General features: G+C 58.6%; 21 protein-coding genes. 11 read left to right on the forward strand and 10 right to left on the reverse strand.

Translation table 11 applies throughout. The features are described from left to right. Nucleotides 1-2 precede the first annotated feature (2 nt). The gene (locus RBB80_RS07510) at nucleotides 3-437 is read left to right on the forward strand and encodes a 2Fe-2S iron-sulfur cluster-binding protein (protein WP_433967581.1); all 435 of its coding nucleotides are present in this window, start codon (nucleotides 3-5) and stop codon (nucleotides 435-437) included. Nucleotides 438-444: 7 nt separating this feature from the next. Here the strand turns inward: RBB80_RS07510 and RBB80_RS07515 are convergent, their stop codons facing one another. Continuing rightward, nucleotides 445-2202, reverse strand: coding sequence for a DNA/RNA helicase domain-containing protein (locus RBB80_RS07515; RefSeq protein WP_433967582.1), 1758 nt, complete (start codon nucleotides 2200-2202; stop codon nucleotides 445-447). Between the two features lie 201 nt (nucleotides 2203-2403). Beyond that, nucleotides 2404-3570, reverse strand: coding sequence for a PGN_0703 family putative restriction endonuclease (locus tag RBB80_RS07520; RefSeq protein WP_433967583.1), 1167 nt, complete (start codon nucleotides 3568-3570; stop codon nucleotides 2404-2406). Nucleotides 3571-3649: 79 nt separating this feature from the next. Here RBB80_RS07520 and iscX point away from each other — a divergent pair, with 79 nt between their 5' ends. Next, entirely contained in the window at nucleotides 3650-3865 is a 216-nt protein-coding gene (iscX, locus tag RBB80_RS07525; protein ID WP_433967584.1) for a Fe-S cluster assembly protein IscX, read from the forward strand. Between the two features lie 129 nt (nucleotides 3866-3994). On the opposite strand, the gene murJ is transcribed toward iscX, so the two are convergent. Continuing rightward, nucleotides 3995-5647: a murein biosynthesis integral membrane protein MurJ gene (gene murJ / locus RBB80_RS07530; RefSeq protein WP_433967585.1), complete on the reverse strand. Its 1653-nt coding sequence runs from the start codon at nucleotides 5645-5647 to the stop codon at nucleotides 3995-3997. A gap of 72 nt (nucleotides 5648-5719) precedes the next feature. Here murJ and RBB80_RS07535 point away from each other — a divergent pair, with 72 nt between their 5' ends. From RBB80_RS07535 to RBB80_RS07550, 4 genes are all read left to right on the forward strand, one after another. Then, on the forward strand, nucleotides 5720-6286 hold the full coding sequence (locus RBB80_RS07535) for a LysR family transcriptional regulator (RefSeq protein ID WP_433967586.1): 567 nt from the start codon (nucleotides 5720-5722) through the stop codon (nucleotides 6284-6286). A 175-nt stretch (nucleotides 6287-6461) separates the two neighbouring features. Further along, entirely contained in the window at nucleotides 6462-9398 is a 2937-nt protein-coding gene (gene ppc, locus RBB80_RS07540; protein ID WP_433967587.1) for a phosphoenolpyruvate carboxylase, read from the forward strand. Nucleotides 9399-9465: 67 nt separating this feature from the next. Continuing rightward, nucleotides 9466-10077 carry a hypothetical protein gene (locus RBB80_RS07545; protein ID WP_433967588.1) on the forward strand — a complete coding sequence of 204 codons (612 nt, stop codon included), beginning with the start codon at nucleotides 9466-9468 and terminating at the stop codon, nucleotides 10075-10077. A 38-nt stretch (nucleotides 10078-10115) separates the two neighbouring features. After that, entirely contained in the window at nucleotides 10116-10292 is a 177-nt protein-coding gene (locus RBB80_RS07550) for an energy transducer TonB (protein ID WP_433967589.1), read from the forward strand. A gap of 93 nt (nucleotides 10293-10385) precedes the next feature. Here RBB80_RS07550 and RBB80_RS07555 read toward each other — a convergent pair whose 3' ends face one another. From RBB80_RS07555 to RBB80_RS07565, 3 genes are all read right to left on the reverse strand, one after another. Next, on the reverse strand, nucleotides 10386-11129 hold the full coding sequence (locus RBB80_RS07555) for a hypothetical protein (protein WP_433967590.1): 744 nt from the start codon (nucleotides 11127-11129) through the stop codon (nucleotides 10386-10388). Nucleotides 11130-11168: 39 nt separating this feature from the next. After that, the gene (locus RBB80_RS07560) at nucleotides 11169-12509 is read right to left on the reverse strand and encodes an MFS transporter (protein WP_433967591.1); all 1341 of its coding nucleotides are present in this window, start codon (nucleotides 12507-12509) and stop codon (nucleotides 11169-11171) included. Nucleotides 12510-12690: 181 nt separating this feature from the next. Continuing rightward, complete coding sequence (locus RBB80_RS07565; RefSeq protein ID WP_433967592.1) at nucleotides 12691-14190, reverse strand: TolC family protein; 1500 nt, start codon at nucleotides 14188-14190, stop codon at nucleotides 12691-12693. A 97-nt stretch (nucleotides 14191-14287) separates the two neighbouring features. Here RBB80_RS07565 and RBB80_RS07570 point away from each other — a divergent pair, with 97 nt between their 5' ends. From RBB80_RS07570 to RBB80_RS07580, 3 genes are read left to right on the forward strand one after another with little or no spacing between them, the layout of a single operon-like run. Continuing rightward, complete coding sequence (locus tag RBB80_RS07570; RefSeq protein WP_433967593.1) at nucleotides 14288-14650, forward strand: DsbA family protein; 363 nt, start codon at nucleotides 14288-14290, stop codon at nucleotides 14648-14650. 59 nt (nucleotides 14651-14709) lie between these two features. Continuing rightward, nucleotides 14710-14940, forward strand: a complete 231-nt coding sequence (locus RBB80_RS07575; protein WP_433967594.1) for a hypothetical protein — start codon at nucleotides 14710-14712, stop codon at nucleotides 14938-14940. Between the two features lie 4 nt (nucleotides 14941-14944). Continuing rightward, entirely contained in the window at nucleotides 14945-15511 is a 567-nt protein-coding gene (locus tag RBB80_RS07580; protein ID WP_433967595.1) for a PPC domain-containing DNA-binding protein, read from the forward strand. A gap of 38 nt (nucleotides 15512-15549) precedes the next feature. Here RBB80_RS07580 and RBB80_RS07585 read toward each other — a convergent pair whose 3' ends face one another. Continuing rightward, nucleotides 15550-16299: a class I SAM-dependent methyltransferase gene (locus RBB80_RS07585; protein ID WP_433967596.1), complete on the reverse strand. Its 750-nt coding sequence runs from the start codon at nucleotides 16297-16299 to the stop codon at nucleotides 15550-15552. Nucleotides 16300-16384: 85 nt separating this feature from the next. Beyond that, nucleotides 16385-17449: a radical SAM protein gene (locus tag RBB80_RS07590; protein WP_433967597.1), complete on the reverse strand. Its 1065-nt coding sequence runs from the start codon at nucleotides 17447-17449 to the stop codon at nucleotides 16385-16387. A 338-nt stretch (nucleotides 17450-17787) separates the two neighbouring features. On the opposite strand from RBB80_RS07590, the gene RBB80_RS07595 reads away from it, so the two are divergent. After that, nucleotides 17788-18129, forward strand: a complete 342-nt coding sequence (locus tag RBB80_RS07595) for an FkbM family methyltransferase (RefSeq protein ID WP_433967598.1) — start codon at nucleotides 17788-17790, stop codon at nucleotides 18127-18129. Nucleotides 18130-18161: 32 nt separating this feature from the next. Further along, nucleotides 18162-18524, forward strand: coding sequence for an FkbM family methyltransferase (locus tag RBB80_RS07600; protein ID WP_433969562.1), 363 nt, complete (start codon nucleotides 18162-18164; stop codon nucleotides 18522-18524). A gap of 66 nt (nucleotides 18525-18590) precedes the next feature. On the opposite strand, the gene RBB80_RS07605 is transcribed toward RBB80_RS07600, so the two are convergent. Together RBB80_RS07605 and RBB80_RS07610 are read right to left on the reverse strand one after the other, a co-directional pair. Further along, nucleotides 18591-18881, reverse strand: coding sequence for a PDZ domain-containing protein (locus RBB80_RS07605; protein ID WP_433967599.1), 291 nt, complete (start codon nucleotides 18879-18881; stop codon nucleotides 18591-18593). Then, a complete protein-coding gene (locus RBB80_RS07610) occupies nucleotides 18836-19597 on the reverse strand; it encodes a S1C family serine protease (protein WP_433967600.1) in 762 nt (253 codons plus the stop codon). Before RBB80_RS07610 ends, RBB80_RS07605 begins: the two co-directional genes overlap by 46 nt. Between the last annotated feature and the right edge of the window lie 37 nt (nucleotides 19598-19634).

The following is a 19634-nucleotide window of genomic DNA, read 5'->3' on the forward strand; positions in this document are numbered from 1 at the left end:
CAATGAGTGAGACGAAGAAGGTTGCTGAAGCTGTGGATCTGACGAAGCCTGCGGGCGAGGGAATAGTTCGCGTGACATTTTTGCCTGAGGGCAGGACGGTGGAGTTCCCGTTCGATACGCTGCCTTATGAGGGGCATGGATTGCCGATGTCGTTTCTGGATGTGGCGGAGAACTATGACATCTTTCTGGATCATGCGTGCGGTGGAGTTTGTGCTTGTACGACGTGCCATCTCCATGTGAGAGAAGGGGCGCAGGGGATCAGTGAGGCGGAGGATCTGGAGCTGGACCGGATGGAGACGGCGGCGGATATTCAGTTGAACTCGCGGCTGGGATGCCAGGCGGTGATTGAGAAGCCGGGGACGTATGTGGTGGAGATTCCGAAGTGGAATCGGAACTATGTGCAGGAAGGTAAGCCTTCGCATGGGCCGGGGGCTTAAACGAAGCCTAAGAAGACTGCAAGGGGGCGACTCCGCACCGTAAGAGAAAATTAGCAGTGCGATCGAGCTCTTCGGGCAAGCGGGTGGGATCCTCGGCGTCTCCACGAGGTACGTAGACGATCATGCCTTGTCGAGCCCGAGTCAAGAGTACTCGGTACGCGTTTTTCCGATAAGTTCGCTTATCTGCGTTGCCGATGAGGCTCCATTTGCTTTGTTTTCCGAGATGCAGATTGCGCGCAACCCATTCCGTGCCCGACCAGATGAAATCTCCACCCCAACAGAGGCCTACCCAATCCAGCTCAAGGCCCTGAATTTCGAACTCTGTAGCGAAGACTTCACAAGCATAGCTGGATCTTATGTCCGTCCGAGGTGCCAGATACCAATGGTGCCAGGGGTAGTCTGCGTGGAAAGTGGAACTAGGCTCCAATCCCTCGGCGCGAAGTCTGGCAGATCCCGAAGATCCAGCCAGGCCGAATCTACTATCGCTGAGCGAGACGGTTTTGAGTCTTAAGCGCGTTTGTTGCAGGTCACGAGAGAGAAATAATGGATAGCGGCGTGTGATGTTCAATTCGATCGCATGCTGCCATTGGCCGTCGAGCACAAAGTTGACCCATTGAGCGAGATCGTCCGCACGCAGGCTTCGATTTGAAGTTCGTAAGTGAAGAGCGGACCGTTGATGTATGTTTTCGCTTTTACCCGCATCGCCGAATAGCTTATGGCCGGCTGTCGATATACCTCCTGAGATCACCTCTGGCGACGCATAGATGTGCCAATCGCATTGACTCTCCTGAAGGGCTCTGCCCCACTCCTCCAGTCCTGCTTCTCCATTATTGATCTCCTGTCCTCCTCCCACGAGGGCAACTACGACAGACCAATCTTTGTGACGCTGCATGATTTGCAACAACATCTCGGGTTCGGAGTAATTGCGGCGGAATTTACTCATGTTTTGTTTCAGATTCCAAGCACGTTGAGCCTCATCGAAGATGACGACACGGTTTGAAGGCGGTCGGTCGGGATCTTCGTCTGTGTATGTTTTGGCGAACACATGTACGTTTTCAATAAGAGTCTTTGCCTGAATGCTTGACTGTGCCGCGGGAACACCATCGCGCATTCCTTGTCTCCGGAAGAGTTCTTGCAAGACTTGTACAAGTGGTCCGTTGCCACTCATAAAGTGAATCGCGTCGGCTCGACTTTCGCTTAAGTGTGCAAGGCTTAGGCCGACTAGTGTTTTGCCCGAGCCTGGAACGCCTGTGAGGAAGCAGATTGCGTGCTGATGGTGAGTTTGCGCGTGTTGAATAATGTTATGAATTTCTTCAGTGACGCTGCCAATATCGTGCTCCGCGGCTTCCGAGAGAGCGATCTCCCTAATATTGAGACCGGTTCGGAGGGCGAGCGCTGCTTCGATGATGGTCGGTGTTGGAACGTAGCGGCCATTGTCCCATAGAGCCCCTTCTGGAGAAGCTGCGGAAGATTTGGCTATCGAGAGGATCAATGCTGGAAGCGTTCGCCATGTCGAGATTTGAGTAGGAGCAATCCAAAAGGAAGGAAGTGTCGGGAAGAGAAGCTCAATTTGCCGGATATCTGCCGAGCGGTCCGCGTGTGAGTGAGAGGAAACAACAATAGGGCAGATACGCTGCTTATCAGAGGGTTTATGGAAGTAATGCAAGAGCAGAGCGTATTCTTCGACTTGTTTTACGGCGTCCGACGTGGCTGCTCCACGCTTGCATTCGAGCAGGATGATTTCGCTGCCGGTGAGGAGGACCACATCGAGTCTTCGTTCTTTTCGAGGAACTGAAAACTCAAGTAGTAGCTGCCATTCATTTGCGGAAGGCCTGATTGAGGTGAGTTCAGCAGCTATGTGATGAAGAGACGCCAGATCGTCCCACCATGTGAGGGAGCTTCAGTCTGCATCTGCCTAAAGCCGGCGTTTGCGTACGCAAGGGTGAGTTCTGCGAGGATCGTTGACTCATCTGTTTTCAAAAACGTTGCAAGTGATGCTCGGAAATAAGAAGGCATGCAGGTCTGGCCAGGATACCAAAGCCAAACAGCTTATACGGTGGGGAGGATTCCGTACTTTGCTTCGAGGAATTGTTGCAGGTCTTCGGGGAGGGTGGATGTCAGTTCCTGCCAGGTTAGGAGCTTCAGGCGCCAGGCGAAGCTGGGGTAGTGGACGGCGGATAGGATTGAGTACCAGATCTCGATGAGGTCGCGGCGGCGCGCGTCGCAGAGGACGCAGAAGGATGCGTCGGAGGCGAAGGCGGCGAGGACGTTGCGGATGAGTTGGTAGCCCTGGATGATTGTGCGGGAATGCGTCGCTCTTGAATTTTGTGGCGTTGGATGGGGGAGAGCTCTTTGAGGTCGGAGAAGTCCTCTGCCAATGGGTGCGCTGGTGGTGTGATGATTTTGAGGGGGAGGCGCTCGACGGCAAAGATGGTTTCGAGATCACGGTAGCGTCCGATGAGGCGTGGACTTGCGGTCTGGAAGTTGGATTCGGTGAGCTTGGCTTCGACGAAGAGTGCGCCGAGTTGGAGGTCGATCTCGGTGCGGTCTTTGAGGTGAAGTGATTCGTCCGGTTGTGGTGGATCTGTGAGTATGCCGGCGTCGCCGAAGAGTGACGGTGCGATATCTTGTTGGTGGATGGAGCGCGTTTTTTCTTTCTGGTGGCGGGAGATTTTTTCAGCGGAACGCCGGGGTGAATGCCGAAGTTTGGTTGGGTGTCGGAGGGGACGCCTAGAAGATTCGCGACGGTGGGGTTGAGGCGGCCGTTGGAGAAGACTCCCGGATGGCAGAAGATGTTCATCAAGAGGGCGTCGGAGCTGTTGGCGGAGTCGAGTTCCATCCATTGCCAGTCGGCGCGGGCGCGAACTCGGCGGTGGGCGGTGTGGGCTTTGGTGAGGCGGCGTGACCAGGCGGGGTTAGCGCAGATGGCGGCGTAGCTGGCGGGATGGAAGTTGCCGTGGCGGGACTGCTCGGCTTGCTCTTCATGACCGAAGAGGATGCTGGGTTCGGAGCCTGTGGTCTGCTCGTGGAGGAGATTGCTGGTGGTGGCGAGGTGCTGGGCGCGGGCGTTGAGATCGCGGCGCAGGAGCGAGGCGGACCAGGGGATTAGTGCGGTTTGGTGGTTGCGCGTCATAAAACTGTGGCGGGGTTTCTTGTAGTCTTTCGAGTGGGGCGGTTCTTTGACGCCTGAGATTAGTTTATTGGGGGGCGCTATGGCGGTTGAGTTTGATTGGACGGATTCGGAAGAGATTGGGATCCAGTTGCAGGAGAAGTATCCGGAGATCGAGCCTTATTCAGTGCGGTTTACGGATCTGCATAAGTATGTGACGGGGCTGCCGGGATTTGTGGGTGATCCCGCGAAGTCGAATGAGGGGATTCTGGAGGCGATTCAGACGGCCTGGAATGAAGAGTATGAGGATGCGAAGTAGATGCTTTGGCCGGAAGGTATGTCCTGCCGGACGGGCCCACTGCGCGTGGGGCGGTCACTTCGTGACTTGTATACCTTGTCGTGGCTGGTTCAAGTGAGCGGTCCTCCCGTTGGTTGGGAGTGAGCCTGGCTAGGCTATTCGGGAGCGGATCTGTTGGAGAAGCTTGGAGCCGGTTAGATGGAGGGTTGCGATTGAGAGCGCTGCCCAGACTGCGGAGGCTGCGGCGATGATGACCACGTCGCGGAGGTGGCTGTGGTGGAGGGGGATGAGGTGAACGACAACGGCTGCTCCGGCGAAGCTGATGATTGCGGCGAGCAGTGCGCCGGCTAGTTCGCGAAGTTCGAGGCCGGAGAGGCGGACCAGCTTTCGGCGGTTGAGGAGGATGGCTAGTGTCAGGGTTTGGATGACGATGCCGATGTCGGAGGCGATGGTGAGGCCTTTGAGGCCGAGGGTGTGGAAGAGAAGCGCGTAGATGGGAATGGAGACGAGGGTGACGATCCAGCCAGCGGTGGCCGGAGTGACCGTGTTGCCGGCAGCGTAGAAGGAGCGCGCGTAGATTCCCTGTGCGGCCCAGAAGGCGATGGAGAGGGTGAAGAGGGTGAAGTAGACCGCGGTCGCGTGGGCGTCTTCGGGTGTGAAGGAGCCGCCGCGGAAGAGATCGACGATCGGTTTCGCGAGGGCGATCATCCATGCTCCGAGGAGGAAGGATGCGGCTAGAACTCGGGAGACGGAGCGGTTGACGGCGTTGGCGAAGTCGCTGAGCCGGTTCTGGCTGTAGAGGGCGGAGAAGAAGGGCAGGGAGGCTGCTCCGGCGGCTTGTCCGAGAATGCCCATGGGGGCTGTGAAGAGTGTCTTGGCCACGGTGAGGAGACTGATGCCGCCTACATCGTTGGAGGCGAAGTAGCTGAGGATCCACTTGTCGGCGGTGACGAGGGAGACTCCGATCATGAGGGGCAAGGTGAGGCGCAGCCACTCGAGAAAAGCTGGGTGGCGGAGGTTGAGGATGGGGTGATAGCGGAGGCCGCCGTGGAAGGCACCGTAGAGATTGAGTGCGGCGGGGCCGAGGATGACTCCGGCGAGCACGCCGATGGCGAGGGAGTAGATGCCGAAGCGTTGGTGGAGGAAGATCGCTCCGAGGATGATGCCGGAGTTGTAGATGAGCGGGCTGATGGCCTGGTAGAGGAAGATCTTGCGGACGAGGAGGCGCGAGCCCAGAACTCCGCCGAGGAAGAAGAAGAACTGCGCGGGGAGCAAGAGGCGAGTGAGGGCGGTGCAGAGGGCGGCGCGATGGGGGTCGAAGCCGCGGAAGGCGATGTGGGTGTAGTAGGGGGCGAAGATTTCGGCCAGGACGATGCCGAGGAGCAGCACGGCGGCCATGCCGTTGAGGATGATGGAGAGTGCGCGGTCTGCGCCTTCTTCGTCGTTTTGTGCGCGGTAGCGGCTGAGGATGGTGACGAGAGAGATGGAGACGACGCCGCCGATGAGGAAGTAGGCGAGCATGTCGGGAAGCTGGAAGGCGGCGTTGTAGGCGTCGGTTTCGGGGCTGGCTCCGAAGATGCGGTTGATGTACTTCGTGCGGATGAGACCAAGGACTCCGGAGAGGAGGGTCGAGAGCATCAGGAGGAGGGTGGCGGAGAAGGCGGTCTGCGAAGAGGAGGGGCGGAGGAGGGCAAGTAGGCTGCGGCGGGGCTTCTGGTCGTTGCCCGAAGCTGCGATGGAGGTCTCGAGAGTGGTGGATTCGAGGGGGTTGAAGGCCGGGATGGGATCTTCGTTGGTGGACACGGGTTGATTTGATTTTATCGGGTGGGCTTATGCTGGTGGATGGCGGGGCTGGTTCGTGGCTAGGAGAGAGGTTTGGAGAACTTTCGGTTGCGGGTGTTTCGGGCGGTGGCGGAGGAGATGAGCTTTCAAAAGGCGGCGAAGGTGCTGCATCTGAGCCAACCGGCAGTGAGTCAGCATATTCGTGCGCTGGAGGAAGAGGCTGGGGTGCAGTTGTTCACCATTTACTCCGGCCATCGCACCGCCACGCGACTTCTCAACCACGTCCCTCCTAAAAAAATAGGAATCAACTCGAGGATGGAGGTAGCTCTCATCGCCGCTCCAGACGGCTTCGAAGAGCTACTTGGCGATCTCCCAGAGAAGACGGCTCTGCTCTCGCGCCTCCGTCCGACTACCAGTCTCGCGTTTTGTTTCATCCGCTCGCTCGCAGACCTGGCCTCTACGCTGGATCTACTGACGGTTCGTCTCCCCAGGCAGGCCTCAGTCTGGATCGTTCATCCAAAACGCACCGGCAAACACCACGTCGACTTCAACCAGAATCATGTACGCGATGAGTCCCTCGCCGCAGGTCTGGTCGACTACAAGGTGTGTTCGATTGATAACGACTGGTCCGCGCTCAAATTCGCATGGCGCAAGCGTTAGATCTTCGCGATCCGACGACCCTTCAAGCCGAAGAGCACATGTACCGGCCCCGTTGAATATTGCTGGCAGCCGAACAGTTCCAGTTCAGCATCAGGATATGGTTCTAAAAAGAGTACAGCACCCGGCGAGAATAACCGACGCTCCCTCCCGTAGCCTTACAAGGCATAATCAATGGATGCCGTCTCTCTGGTCCCCAACCGACTGGTCCCAGCGTCTCGCCGAACTGCAGGCCCCTACCGGCGAGCTGAAAGAAGCTCCCCTGCGCCGCGACGTCCGCTCTCTCGGCATGCTGCTGGGCGAAGTACTACGCGAGCAGGCCGGCGCACCGCTCTACGACGCCGTCGAGGCTCTCCGACGCATAGCCATCGCTCGCCGCGAAGCCGAAGCCCCGCAGACCGGAGCCGCCGACCAGGCCGTCGCAACCGCCCATCTTCAGCAGGCTCTGGCCCGCGTCCACACTCTGGATCTGCCCGCCGCCTACCAGCTTGCTCGCGCCTTCGGCTTCTACTTCGAGCTCATCAATCTTGCCGAGACGAATCATCGCAAGCGCCGGCGCCTCTCCTTGCAGCTCAATCAGAGTGCAAATTCGTCCAGCTCTATCCAACGCGGCGATCTGCGCGGAACTCTCCGCCGTCTCCGCCAGGCTGGCCTTACCGCCGAGCAAGTTCACTCTCTGCTGGCGCGCATCTGCGTCTCCCCGGTCTTCACAGCGCACCCTACCGAGGTCGCCCGCCGCAGCGTCATGTTCAAGCGCCGTCGCATCTCCGACCTCCTCGAGCAGCTTGACCGCATCCCTGTCCCCGAACCTCACCTCGAATCTCTTGAACGCAATATATTGGCCGAGATCACAGCGCTCTGGCAGACTGACGACGTGCGCAGCGCGCGCCCTACAGTGCTCGACGAGATCCGCATGGCGCTCGACTACTACGAATCAAGTCTCTTCGACACCCTCCCTGTTCTCTACTCGGAGGTCGCCGCCGCGCTCGCCGCCGAATACCCCAACGACATAAGCTCCGATTTAGTTACAAATAAATCGGAGCAACCTAGATCTGCGGCAACTCGATCCTCCATCGCCGATCTTCCTCAACTGATCCGCTTTGGTTCCTGGATCGGGGGCGACCGCGACGGCAACCCCTTCGTCACTCCCCAGGCAACTCGCGACGCCCTCACGATGGCCCGCGCTCTCTTGTTCACGCACTACCGCCGCCGCCTGCAAAACATCTTCGAGCAGCTCGCAAGCTCTACCCAACAGGTCCCGGTCTCCAAAGAACTAAACGCGCTGCTCGACCGCTACCTCAGTCAACTCCGCACCGCCGGCCAGAGTGCTCTCGGGGAGCGCTTCCCTCACGAATCCATCCGGCTGCTCATCGCCTGCATCATGATGCGGCTCGGAGCGACTCCGCAATCCGCCGTTCCAGTTCCGGCCAACCCAGCGCTCAAGCCATACACCCGCGCTGCCGAGATGCTCTCCGATCTCACAATCCTTCGCGATTCGCTGATCGACAATAGCGGCCCTCGTCTCGCAGAGATGCTCATCGACCCGTTGCTGATAGAGGTTCGCACCTACGGACTGCACCTGCAGACATTGGACATTCGCCAACACGCGCGTGTCCACGCCGCCGCTGTCGCGGAGGTCTCCGCATGGTGCCCTTCTAACTCGACTGATTCGCTCAACCTCCCATCCGCACTGAGCGAACAGACCGCCGAGGTCCTCGACACCTTCCGCACAATCGCTGAACTCAAGCAGACCTACTCCCCGGAGTCCATCCTCCAGTACGTCATCAGCGGCGCAACCAGCGCCGAAGATGTCCTTCAGGTCGTCTGGCTTGCGCGTCTCGGTGGAGTCAAGGTGGAAGCCACCACACCTCAACCAGGCGGGACAGTAGATGACCCAGGCCTGCAGCCCGTTCCGCTCTTTGAGTCGATCGAGGATCTTCAGAACGCGCCCGCCATTATGCGCAAGCTCTGGACGAGCGAAGTCTACGTGCCACTGCTCGCAAGCTGGAACCGCCATCAGGAGGTCATGCTCGGCTACTCCGACTCGAATAAGGATGGCGGCATGATCACCAGCACCTGGGAGATATGGAAGGCCCATCGTGCGCTCCACCAGGTCGCTCGGGAGTGTAACGTGAACCTGCGTCTTTTCCATGGTCGCGGCGGCACGGTCGGTCGCGGCGGCGGACCAACGCACCGCGCCATCTTTGCTCAACCCGTCGACAGTTTCACCGGCGAACTTCGCATCACCGAGCAGGGCGAGGTTCTCAACTGGAAGTACTCCGACGTGGTGCTCGCAGAACGCAATCTCGAGCTGATGATCGCCGCAAGCCTCGACGCACTGGCCCGCCCTGATGCGACGCTGCAGCGCGGCGCGGAGACTCCCCACCTCACCGGCGAGATTCTTCCCGAATGGGAGGCCGCACTCGACCAGCTTTCGGCTACCTCCTACGAGTTCTATCGCAAACACGTCGTCGACAACCCCGACACCTTTACCTACTTCGAGCAGTCCACTCCCGTCGCAGAGCTCGAACACGCCCGCCTCGGCTCACGTCCCGCAAAACGCAGCGGCAAGAAGTCGATGGCCGATCTGCGTGCCATCCCGTGGGTCTTCGGCTGGATGCAGTCCCGCCAACTGGTTCCTGCGTACTTCGGCGTGGGTCACGCGCTCCATCAATTCATCCAATCCAAACCCGACGGCCTCGGGCAGCTTCAGACGATGGCCTGCGACTTCCCGCTCTTTCTCGACATCATCCGCAACGTCGAGATGGCCCTCGCAAAAGCAGACTTCGGCATCGCCCGCCTTTATGCGTCACTGGTCGAAGACAAAGCCCTTCGCGACCGCGTCTTCACGACCCTCGAAGCTGAGTTCAACCTGACGCACCGCATGATTCTCGAGATCACAAAGCAAAAATCGCTCTTGCAAACCAATCCGGTTCTCGAGCGCTCCATCCGCCTGCGCAATCCCTACGTCGACCCAATGTCCCTCATACAAGTCGAACTGATGCGACGCAAGCGAGCCGCCCTGGCAAAGGGAGAGACCCATTCCCCCGATCTGGACCGCGCCATCTCCGCCACCATCAACGGCATCAGCGCCGGCCTCCGCAACACGGGCTGAAAACTCCGTAGGGCCACTCTGATCTTTGTTGTTTCGGAAGACTTATTTCTCGTCTAGATTCGAACTCATGCTGCCGATCCTGCGTTCTTCTCGTGCTCGTTACATCTTTGCCGTTATTTTCGCCTCCTCTCTCTTTCCATCCCTCCACGCACAATCGACCGAAGCAGATATCAAAGCCAAGCTGAAAGACAAGCCACTTTACTTGCGCGGATTTTGGCGCGAAGACGACCTACATTTTGATTCCACCGGCCAACTCATCGGCAAGTCCGGGACAGTCACTTTTACGATCTGCGGCTTCGGCCTGAAGGCAATCGATCTTAAGCTGGACAAGCTCATTCTGGATGGTACCCGTGTCGGTCTTGAATTATCCGGCGACCGGAAAAAGCGCGTCTCACTTAACAAGCATATGCATATTGAGATTGCGGCAAGCCCAAATGGCGACTATGGACCTGCACTGGACGCTATCTTTGCCGACGGTCTTGATAGGCTCGTTCCATCGTTGCACACTTACTGGAAGAGTTATGCGGAAAAGAATTTTTTGCCAGCTTCCGTCACCCCGCCGATGGCAACTCCTGCAAACTCTGATTCAACATTGGGGGACACAAAGGTAAAAAAATTGGCGGCGCAGTCAGCCCGCCGAAACTTCTTAGTTATGTTGAACCAAAAATCAATGAAATAGCACATAGCCAAAGTTATGGGGGACACGTTCTCGTTAATTTGCACGTAGAACCTGATGGAACTATAAGCCATCCCGCTATCATTCGCGCGTTAGGCCTGGGCCTGGACGAAGATGCGTTAGTTGCAGTACTACGGTATACCTTCAAACCAGCTATGCAGGACGGTAAGCCTGTGCAGGTGGAACTCAACGTTGACGTTAACTTCGAGGCCCACTAACCGTCCGTACGTTGGGTTAACCTACAGAAAGCCACGGTGTCCGTTTCGGCGGCAAGCAGCACCTTTCAACTTGAACCGTTCATAAGCGAAGTATCAATACCCCTGATCCGCTCGAAACGCCGTCACTTTATTCTTAACAAAAGTTACCGCCATCGGCTTTCCAAGGTTCGCAAACACCACCATGCGATTTCCGTAGTCGTTGCTCGTGCTCTTACTGACCTGTCCCAGCGAAAGCTCGACCTGTCGCTCATTCATCCCAAGAATGACCTGGTGCGCATCCACGGCCTTCCAGATCTCCGGCCCCCAGTGCTTATACAACTGATGCGGATCGTCGTAGAACAGGATCTCGTCGGTATAAAACTTGTACTGACCGCCTTGACGATACCCCACGGGCACGGCATATTCCTTCGTATCGCCTGCAACATCGGGCCGCGTAAAGATCATCAGCACTTGTTTATCGCCGCCGGGAATTCGAAACGTCGCAGCCTTCGGAGCCACCTGCTCCATCGCGTCCTTCACCACCAGAGGCTCCGCGCCCAGCAACGTACCGGCAGCCTTGCCATACTGAGCCGCATGACCGACGAGAGGATAGTATTCAAGCTGCCCGCCCGCCGAAACCCAAACCGTCGTCCCCACCAGATCCTTGATGTCCTTCAAGGAATCCGGCCGCTTCTGCTTAAGATAAACAAGATCGTCCTCAGGAAGCACCTCACGAGCCGGCGCCTTCACCGAGTTGTCCGGAGCATTCCGCTCCCGGTAGATCAACCCAACCCGAATGCCGACCGCCAGCACCAGCACAACAGTCGCCCCGATCGCCGCCTTCGCCCCATTCTCCATCGACTCTCCCTTACCCCTTCAGATAGCAACCTCTGCACTCTAATCTACCGGCTCCGCGACACTCAACTCCTCATCCGCTCCCATCAAAGCGTCTGCTGTCAGAGCGTCTGCCTTGCGCAACTGCGGGAACAATCCTGCAGCCGAGGCCGTCACCAGCATCGATCCGATCCCGCCAATTACCACCGCCCGCACCGCGCCCCACCACTGCGCCGTCACGCCGCTCTCAAACTCGCCAAACTCATTCGACGCTCCGATGAACAACCAGTTCACCGCACTCACGCGCCCACGCATCTCTGGAGGCGTTGCCAACTGTAGCACGCTCGACCGAACCACCACACTCACCATGTCACTCGCACCGACGATCACCAACGCTGCCGCGCTCAAGTAAATGCTCTTCGACAGCCCGAATACCACCGTCGCCGCACCGAAGAGTCCAACACACACCAGCATCGTCGCCCCAGCTTTGTGCTTGATCGGCCGCAGGACCATCACCAGCGAAACCGCGAGCGCCCCTACCGACGGCATCGCCCGCAACAGCCCGAGCCCGCGCGGTCCAGCATGCAAAATATCCGTCGCAAAGATCGGCAGCAGCGCCGTCGCGCCACCCAGCAGCACGGCAAACAGGTCCAGCGAGATCGACCCCAGCAGCAGCTTCGATCGCCAAACATACTCCAGCCCCGCCAGCACCGTCTTCGTGCTGAAAGCCTTCTTTTCAGTGGTCACCATCTTCGCCCGAATCATGCTGACCAGCACGATGAACCCAAGCAACATCAGGAGCGTGAAGCCGTACACGAGCGGAGCGCCGTTACACAGTGCTGCGACACCCGCCAGTGGCAGCGTAAACAAGATTCCCCCCACCGCAGGCCCGGACATATTCGCAATCTGGTAGACCGTCGCGCCCCAGGTCACCGCGTTGACAAAGTTTTCTTTAGGCACCAGGCTTGGCAGCATGGCACTCGCCGCCGGCCCGCTGAACGCTCTGCCCAATCCAATCCCTACCAACACCGCGTAGATCGGCCAAACCCGTCCATGTTGCAACGCCGTCGCGCTCAAAGACAACCACAGCAACACAGCCGTACAACAAGCCTGCAGCCCGTAGCAAAGCAGAATAATCTTGCGCCGGTCATACCGATCTGCCGCATGTCCTGCAGCCAGCATCACAAACAATCCAGGCAGAAAAAGTGCTAGTCCCGTATATCCAAGGTCCAATGCAGAGTGTGTGATCGCATACACCTGCCATGCCACCGCGACCGACTGAGCCTCTGCCCCCAGAATCACCATCAACCGCGCCGTCTGATAAAGCCGAAAGTCCCGCGATTTAAACGCCGAGCGGTAATCCTTCTCCTCCGCCAGCTTTACTCGTTCCGAACCATCCGCCATGCCCTATGTTTTCACACTTCCGTTACGAAAATGTCACCTGCTCCCAGCACCTCCGTGCCTGCGATCACCTTCTTGAAATGCTGTGCAATCTCTGTAAGCAAAACACGCCGTCGCGCAGGACCCGCAGGGCTCAAGGCAATCGGGCCGAATTTTCGTTGGAGTTTCTCGCGCCGAAGCCGCGTTACCGGCCCAGGTAAACCTTGTACTGTGTCTCGACGACTCCAGTATTCCGCGCCAGTTGCAGCTTCGACTGATTGTACTGATACAGCGTATTCACCAGCCTGCTCTGCGCCGCCGCCAGCGTGGCCTGCGCCTGCACGACCGGCAGATTATCGTCCACCCCAGCAGAGAAGCGGTCAGTCGCATCCTGCAACTCCTGGGTCGCGAGGTCCACGTTGCTCTTGGCCACCTTCACCAGGTCATTCGACGACTGCACATCCAGCATCGCCGCGCGAATCTGCTGCTCGATGGTCACTCGCAGTGACGCGATCTGCTGCGTGAGGCCGCTGATCTGCGCGTCCGCCACCTCGCGCTCCCCACGAAGCTGTCCTTCCTGAAACACCGGCACGCTCACCTTGCCGGTCGCTGTAAACACGCCGTGGTACAGCGAACCGATCTCACCCAGCACGCCGTAGTATCCATCGAATGAAACGACCGGCAGACGCTCTGCCCGTACCGCCTTCCGCGCCTTCGCCGCAACCTCAAGCTGCGCCTGCAGACTCAGCAGGTCCTTTCGCCGTTGGTACGCCAGCTTCTTCGCATCCTCCAGGGGCAGCTGCGCAAACTCCGCATAGGGAGACGTATCGGTCAGCGTAATCTCCTGATCAGCCGGCAGTCCGATCAGCCGGTTCAGCGAAATCTTGTCCTTCGCAAACGCGTTCTCGTCATTGATCAGCGCCTGCTGCTGCGTCTGGAGTTGAACCCTGGCGCGCAACTCATCCAGATTGGTCCCAACGCCTGCCTCGTGCGACGCCTTGGCCTGCTGATAAGCCACCTCGTCGGCCTTCTCCAAAGCCTGCGCGTTCGCAATCTGCGAAGCATCCGCCAACGCCAGCAGATACTGTGTACCCACCGCAAGAGTAACGCCACCCAGCTGATTCAACGTCGTTAGATTAGCCACCTTTGCGGCCTGCTGCGCCGACCGGAACAGATAATACGCAGGTACATTGAAGAGTTGCTGATTCAAACTCATCTGTGCCGAAGCCGTATTCACCTTGACAATCTCGTTGAACGCTCCCGGAGGCAAACCCAACCCCACCAGCGATTGGCCTTTGAACCCCTGCGCTGCGAGGTTAATCTGCTGCGCCTCAATCTGTCCCTTGGCGGTTAGACTCGGCAGCAGACTATTTTCGACCGTCAACACCTGCCCACGCACCAGCCTCTCGTTCTGGATGACCAGCAACATCTGCAGGTTGCGCTTCTCTCCGCGAGCGATCGCGTCATCGAGGCTCAGAGGCAACGCACCCGGCGTCGCCTGCTCGACCATCACCCCACCCGGCAGCTTCACAGGATTGGGCATAGGGGCCGACGGCAGATCCGCGCTCTGCAACTGAGCACTCGGGATCTGAGCACTCTGGGCCTGCGCGCCCGCCACGGGAACCCACAAAGCCAGCGCCAGAGGCCACACCGCAGCCCGCAGCCGCGCCTTCGCTTCTCCTGAAATTCCAATCGGGGCTTTCATGCTCTCTTATTAGAGTGCCACACTCCCTCGCGATGCAGAAATCACGAGAAAACGGTCCTCCCCTCCCTCCCTCAGATAAAATAGGAAAGATAATCCTATGCGTCTTATAACAATGAACCGCATCGTCCTCGCCGCCGCCCTGCTCCTCGCCCTTCCGGCCACCCTCCCGGCCCTCGCTCAGGGCTTCAAAGATACCTCCATGCTCCGCGCTCCCGCCGGATCTCCGGTCGCCATCTACGAGTTTGAAGATCTTGAGTGCCCGGCTTGCTCCCACGCTTTCCCCATCGTGCATGCGGCTGTGGACAAATATAAGATCCCTCTCCTTCGCCACGACTTCCCTCTGCGGATGCACGTCTGGAGCTTTGACGCGGCAGTGATCGCCCGCTACATTCAGGACAAGATCTCCCCCAGGCCGCCGAAGAGTATCGCCGCGCCGTCTTCGCCAGCCAGATCTCCATAGCCTCAAAAGAAGATCTCAACGCCTTCACGCAAAAGTACTTTCAATCTCACGGCCGTGTGATGCCGTTCGTCATCGACCCGAACGGGCTCTTCGCTGCAGAGGTACACGCCGACCAGACCCTGGGCGAGCGCGTCGGTCTCACCAAGACCCCGACCATCTTCATCGTCACCCACAAGGGCTTCGTCGAAGTCAACGACGTCACCCAGCTCTACGCCATGCTCGACACTGCAATCGCAGAGAATCCTGCACCCGCAGCGGCGAAAGCGAAGACCACGACAGCGAAACGGTAGATCGATGACCAGGGCTCAGCTTCCACTCTTGGGCCTCCTGTTGACGTCTTTGGTCGCAATCACGAACGCCCAGAAAAGCTCCCCGGAGTTCATTCAGCCCTCGCGGCCAGTTCTGACAGGCCTCGCACCGCACATGCAGGTGAAGCTGGTGAATCAGCAAAACGGGGAGCGCACCTACGCTGTCATCTTCAGCAAAGGCGACGAGGTACTCAGCGGACTGACCGACTTCGCCAAACAATATCGCGTAGGCGACGCGCACTTTACCGGCATAGGAGCAGTCTCCAGCGCCCTCACCGCATGGTTCGATCTAGATCGCAAACTTTACCACCCGCTGCCTGTCAACGAGCAGGTCGAGGTCCTCTCCATGATCGGCGACATCGCCTCTTTTCAGGGCAGGCCGATCGTTCACACCCACGTCGTCCTGGGAAAACAAGACGGAACCACAGCGGGCGGTCATCTCTTCGAGGCGTGGGTCAACCCGACGCTGGAGGTCTTCGTCACCGCCGACGACACACCGCTCAACAAACGCGACGATCCAAGCGGCCTCAGGCTCATCGACCCCGCGAAGTAACCCGGGCCCTCTTCGGCGACTTCACCGAACTGGTCAACTCACCGAACCTGAAAGATCAGGAAATAGTCCTGCCCGTCGGCTTTGGTAAAGTCGTAGGTCCCAATCAGCTTGTACCCAGCCTGACCCATCTCTTTCACCACAACATCGTGGTTCAATCCATGGTCTGCTCCATTGCCGTTGCGGTCGATGATCCCCACCTTAGCCCCCGGCCGCAAAGCCTTCTGCAGCACCTTCATCGTCGGCACAGGGTGCGCAATCTCGTGATAGACCTTCAGCATCAGCACGGCATCGACGCTGCCTGCAGGTAGCCGCGGATCGTCAGCGCTCCCTAGCACTGTACGCACATTCGACAGATCTTCCTTCAACGCTCTCTTGCCAATGTATTCGATCGCCACCGGATTAATATCCTCCGCGATCACGGCACCCGTAGGTCCCACCCTGCGCGACGCACGCACGGTAAACCACCCCGACCCTGCACCGATATCCGCAACATTCTTCCCCGCGACAATTCCAAGCAGATCCATCACACGATCGATCTGCAGCTTCTTATCCCGATCCGGATACTCAAAGATGGAAAGATCGCCAGAGTAAGGAGTACTCGTAGGCCGCTGCGTCACGTCCTGCGCCGCGTCAGCGGAAGTCGACATCATGGCGGTCGCTTTGTCCAGGTTCCGCTGCGTTCCCGCTCCGGTCTGCCCACCACAAGGCACGCAAACTACCGCCGCCAAAACTAAAACCAGAAAACCTCTACCCAGCCCAAGCCATGGCGAACCGCCGAAAAGCGTCATCCCAACAGGATCCGCCAATTCACTGGCTAAAGCAATCGACCCACAGTTGTCAGTTATTACCTCGCCAACAACTCACCCAGCGCAATCAACGAATCTGCACCAGCTCCGCGTCTGCCCCATGTCCCGATGCGCCCGGCGTCACCGAAGAGGTCTGCGGAGCACGCCAGTGGTCGATGTAGCTCACCTGGTGCACACAGCTGATCGTACAGCTCGGAGCGCAACTCTTCTCCGTCAAAAACTCCCGCTTCACATCGGCGGTCTGGTACTGCGCCAATGGCACCGCCGGATATCCACGCTGCTGGCTGCAATAGTGCACCAACCCGTTCTCGCAGATGTACAAGTACCGTCCACCCGCCCGGCAACGCCAGTCATTCGTCTTCCCGTTGGCGATAGCCTCCTGGAAGTGATTGAACCGCGAGTAGCTCCGCCGCGTTAGATTACGCACCTTGTCCCAGACCGTGCGCTCGGCCTCGCCCAGCGGCTTCAACTGTCCGCTGCCATCGTGAATGATCCCAATCGTCGAGCTGAACCCCAGCGCCAGCGCCCGCTCACTCACTGTCAGCGCGTCGCTCGGATTCGCAATCCCGCCGCCAACCACCGAGTTGATATTCACATGAAAGTCCGCATGCTCGGCCAGCATCTGCAGCTTCTTATCCAGCACCTTCAGGCTCTTCTTCGAGACCTCATCCGGCATCACGTTGTCGATCGAGATCTGCATATGATCGAGCCCGGCCTTATTCAGCCTCTCGATCCTGTCCGGCATCAGCAGATAGCCGTTCGTGATCATCCCGGCAATCGCGCCCGTCTTCCGTATCCGAGCAATAATCTGGTCCAGCTCCGGATGCAGCAGCGGTTCGCCGCCCGAGATCGTAATCACCGAAGTTCCCAGCCGGCCCAGATGGTCGATGCGCCGCAGCATCTCCTCCAACGGCACCGGGTCCGAGTAATCGTCGTACTCATTGCAGTAGGTACAGGCCAGGTTGCATCGCCGCATCGGCACAATGTGCGCCATGTACGGATGCCCGGTCGACATCACCGCCGAACCGATCGAACCCAACTCACGCAGCTTGCGCGTCACTGCCTTCCAGCGGCGCCTGGCAGTCATCGGACGGCTGCCATTCACCACGGCAGTTGTAGGAGCAGAAGACATATCATCTTCAAGTATATCGGAGTGCGCTCAGATCTCCTCCATCGCCAACCCAAGGACCGATAAATCCACGCGAAGAAGACCCGAAACTGTCTCTTGACTCCCTGAGCCAACATCCCGCCAACCGGAGGCCAAACTCACCTCGCTGTTGTAGTTACAAATAAAAACTCCTGCGGTATCATCTCCAACATGCAACCAATGAAGCAGCAACTCCTGCGATTTGTGGACACCAACACTGGCTTCGCGGTCGCGACAGAATCCTGCGTACCTTCTCGCATCCCGACCACCAGAAATCGCACCCCTTCGACACTGACTTCTTTGGAAAGTCCTACTCCGGCAACATGGCCAACTTCATCGACTGGTCCGTCTTCTACTACGGAGCCTTTCAGCTGCATGAGGTGCGTCTACTTGGCGCAATTGCCGACGCCCTCCGCGCCACGGGCAAGCCGGTAAACTTCTTCGACGTCGGAGCCAACATCGGCCACCACACTCTTTTTATGTCCAGCCACGCGGACCACATCTTTTCCTTTGAACCCTTCTCCGTAGTGCGCAGCGAGATGGAACGCAAGCTCCACCACGCCCTAGTCGGCAACGTGACCATCTTTCCAGTGGCCCTCGGCGACCTCAATGAAAGCGGCAGCTCCACCCGCCCACAGGCGCCAATCAGGGCACGGGAACTCTAGGCAATAACCTCCCCGACAACGCCTCCACCGAGATCCTCTCAGTGCCAGTCGTCCGCGGCGACGACTTCTTCGCAGCCAACGCACTGCCTCCGATCACACTTCTCAAAATGGACGTCGAGGGCTACGAGGCAAAGGCGTTAGCAGGAATGCGCGAAACAATCAGGCGAGACCGGCCACCCATCTTCGTGGAGATCCAGCACGATCACTACACCGGCTCTGGCTCACACAAAGGAGCCACCGTAAAGGATCTCCTCTACCCCGATCACATCATCTTTGAGGTTGGCGAATCGCATGGCCACTACGATCTAAAGCCCTTCCTGACGGGCAATACCGAGGAAGCGCTCGTGCTTCCAATCGAACTCGCGGGACTGATTGAAGGCACCCAGATCCACTAAGAGCAAAGATCTCGCGTCATCTCGCCCAGATAAAATTCTGCCGCGTCTTCCGGACCGCGCTTCGCCCTACAGTTTCGCCAACAGTTCGCGGGTGTATTGGCCCGTCTCGCCAAACAACTCCTCCAGCCCAAACCCTGGAATCACACACGAGCGCTTCTTTGAATCCGGCGTCAGCGTCAACGTCTGCTCCTGCTTGTCGCGAATCACCACCACCGGCACCGGCCGTCCTCTGTTGTCATGGATCGTCTTCGTCCAGTCGGTCCCGCTCGAAACCGCGATCGAGTTCACCCGCACCACCACATCTCCCGCCTTCAACCCAGCCTGTTCCGCCGGACTGTTGCTGTCGACGCTTCGCACCAGCAGCCCCGCTCCACCCTCTGTCCCAAAAATCCCGCCAGCTGCGGCCCCATCACCTCAAGCTGAGCGCCAGTGTAAGACGAACTCAAAATCATATTCATCGCCAGCATCTCTCGATGCCCCTTGGGAATCGTCGTCGTCCCGGACGAGGTCGAGCCACCCATAAAACTATTCCCACCCCGCACAGATCCCGAAGGGCCGTTCCCCGGAGCTGGAACCGTAAAGTGCTGCTCCCACGCCTGCTGCCCGACTGTTCGCCGATCCGCCATCTGCATCGTCATCGTCTGCGTCTGCCCATCGCGCCTTACCACGAAGCTCACGGTCCGCCCCACTGGCTGATCGCGCAGCAACCGCTTCAACTGCTCCTGGCCGTCAACCGCCTGGCCGTTCATCTGCAGAATCACATCATGCATCCGCATCCCTGCTTTGCATGCCGGTCCATCGTGATCCAGACTCACGATCTCCGCACCGCGCGCCTCTTTCATCCGCAGCGAACCAACCTGATCGTCGCTCACATCGCGCGTCTCCACCCCGAGGTACCCCTGCGCCGCAGACTTGTGGGAGCCTCCGTCCATCGCTCCCTCGAGCAGCGTGCGCGCAGCCCGGAAGGGAAGACCCTGCGCCGCGACCGAACTCTGCCCACCATGCAGAACAGTCGTCCCAGCCATCAGCGCCACAACCCCCGTCACAACCCCCAAAGACCTGCGGTACTTCATCTGCCTACCCTCATTCGCACTTGCTCTCGCACACCGC

The sequence above is a fragment of the Tunturiibacter gelidiferens genome (assembly GCF_051013345.1).
Classification (GTDB): domain Bacteria; phylum Acidobacteriota; class Terriglobia; order Terriglobales; family Acidobacteriaceae; genus Edaphobacter; species Edaphobacter gelidiferens_A.

Coding starts and splice junctions, on each gene's coding strand:
- iscX (WP_433967584.1), top strand. CDS start 3,650: ATGGCGGTTGAGTTTGATTGGACGGATTCGGAAGAGATTGGGATCCAG.
- RBB80_RS07560 (WP_433967591.1), bottom strand. CDS start 12,509: ATGGCGGATGGTTCGGAACGAGTAAAGCTGGCGGAGGAGAAGGATTAC.
- RBB80_RS07575 (WP_433967594.1), top strand. CDS start 14,710: ATGCCGTTCGTCATCGACCCGAACGGGCTCTTCGCTGCAGAGGTACAC.
- RBB80_RS07570 (WP_433967593.1), top strand. CDS start 14,288: ATGCGTCTTATAACAATGAACCGCATCGTCCTCGCCGCCGCCCTGCTC.
- RBB80_RS07510 (WP_433967581.1), top strand. CDS start 3: ATGAGTGAGACGAAGAAGGTTGCTGAAGCTGTGGATCTGACGAAGCCT.
- RBB80_RS07555 (WP_433967590.1), bottom strand. CDS start 11,129: ATGGAGAATGGGGCGAAGGCGGCGATCGGGGCGACTGTTGTGCTGGTG.
- RBB80_RS07520 (WP_433967583.1), bottom strand. CDS start 3,570: ATGACGCGCAACCACCAAACCGCACTAATCCCCTGGTCCGCCTCGCTC.
- RBB80_RS07610 (WP_433967600.1), bottom strand. CDS start 19,597: ATGAAGTACCGCAGGTCTTTGGGGGTTGTGACGGGGGTTGTGGCGCTG.
- RBB80_RS07580 (WP_433967595.1), top strand. CDS start 14,945: ATGACCAGGGCTCAGCTTCCACTCTTGGGCCTCCTGTTGACGTCTTTG.
- RBB80_RS07545 (WP_433967588.1), top strand. CDS start 9,466: ATGCTGCCGATCCTGCGTTCTTCTCGTGCTCGTTACATCTTTGCCGTT.
- RBB80_RS07595 (WP_433967598.1), top strand. CDS start 17,788: ATGGCCAACTTCATCGACTGGTCCGTCTTCTACTACGGAGCCTTTCAG.
- RBB80_RS07565 (WP_433967592.1), bottom strand. CDS start 14,190: ATGAAAGCCCCGATTGGAATTTCAGGAGAAGCGAAGGCGCGGCTGCGG.
- ppc (WP_433967587.1), top strand. CDS start 6,462: ATGCCGTCTCTCTGGTCCCCAACCGACTGGTCCCAGCGTCTCGCCGAA.
- RBB80_RS07585 (WP_433967596.1), bottom strand. CDS start 16,299: ATGACGCTTTTCGGCGGTTCGCCATGGCTTGGGCTGGGTAGAGGTTTT.
- RBB80_RS07590 (WP_433967597.1), bottom strand. CDS start 17,449: ATGTCTTCTGCTCCTACAACTGCCGTGGTGAATGGCAGCCGTCCGATG.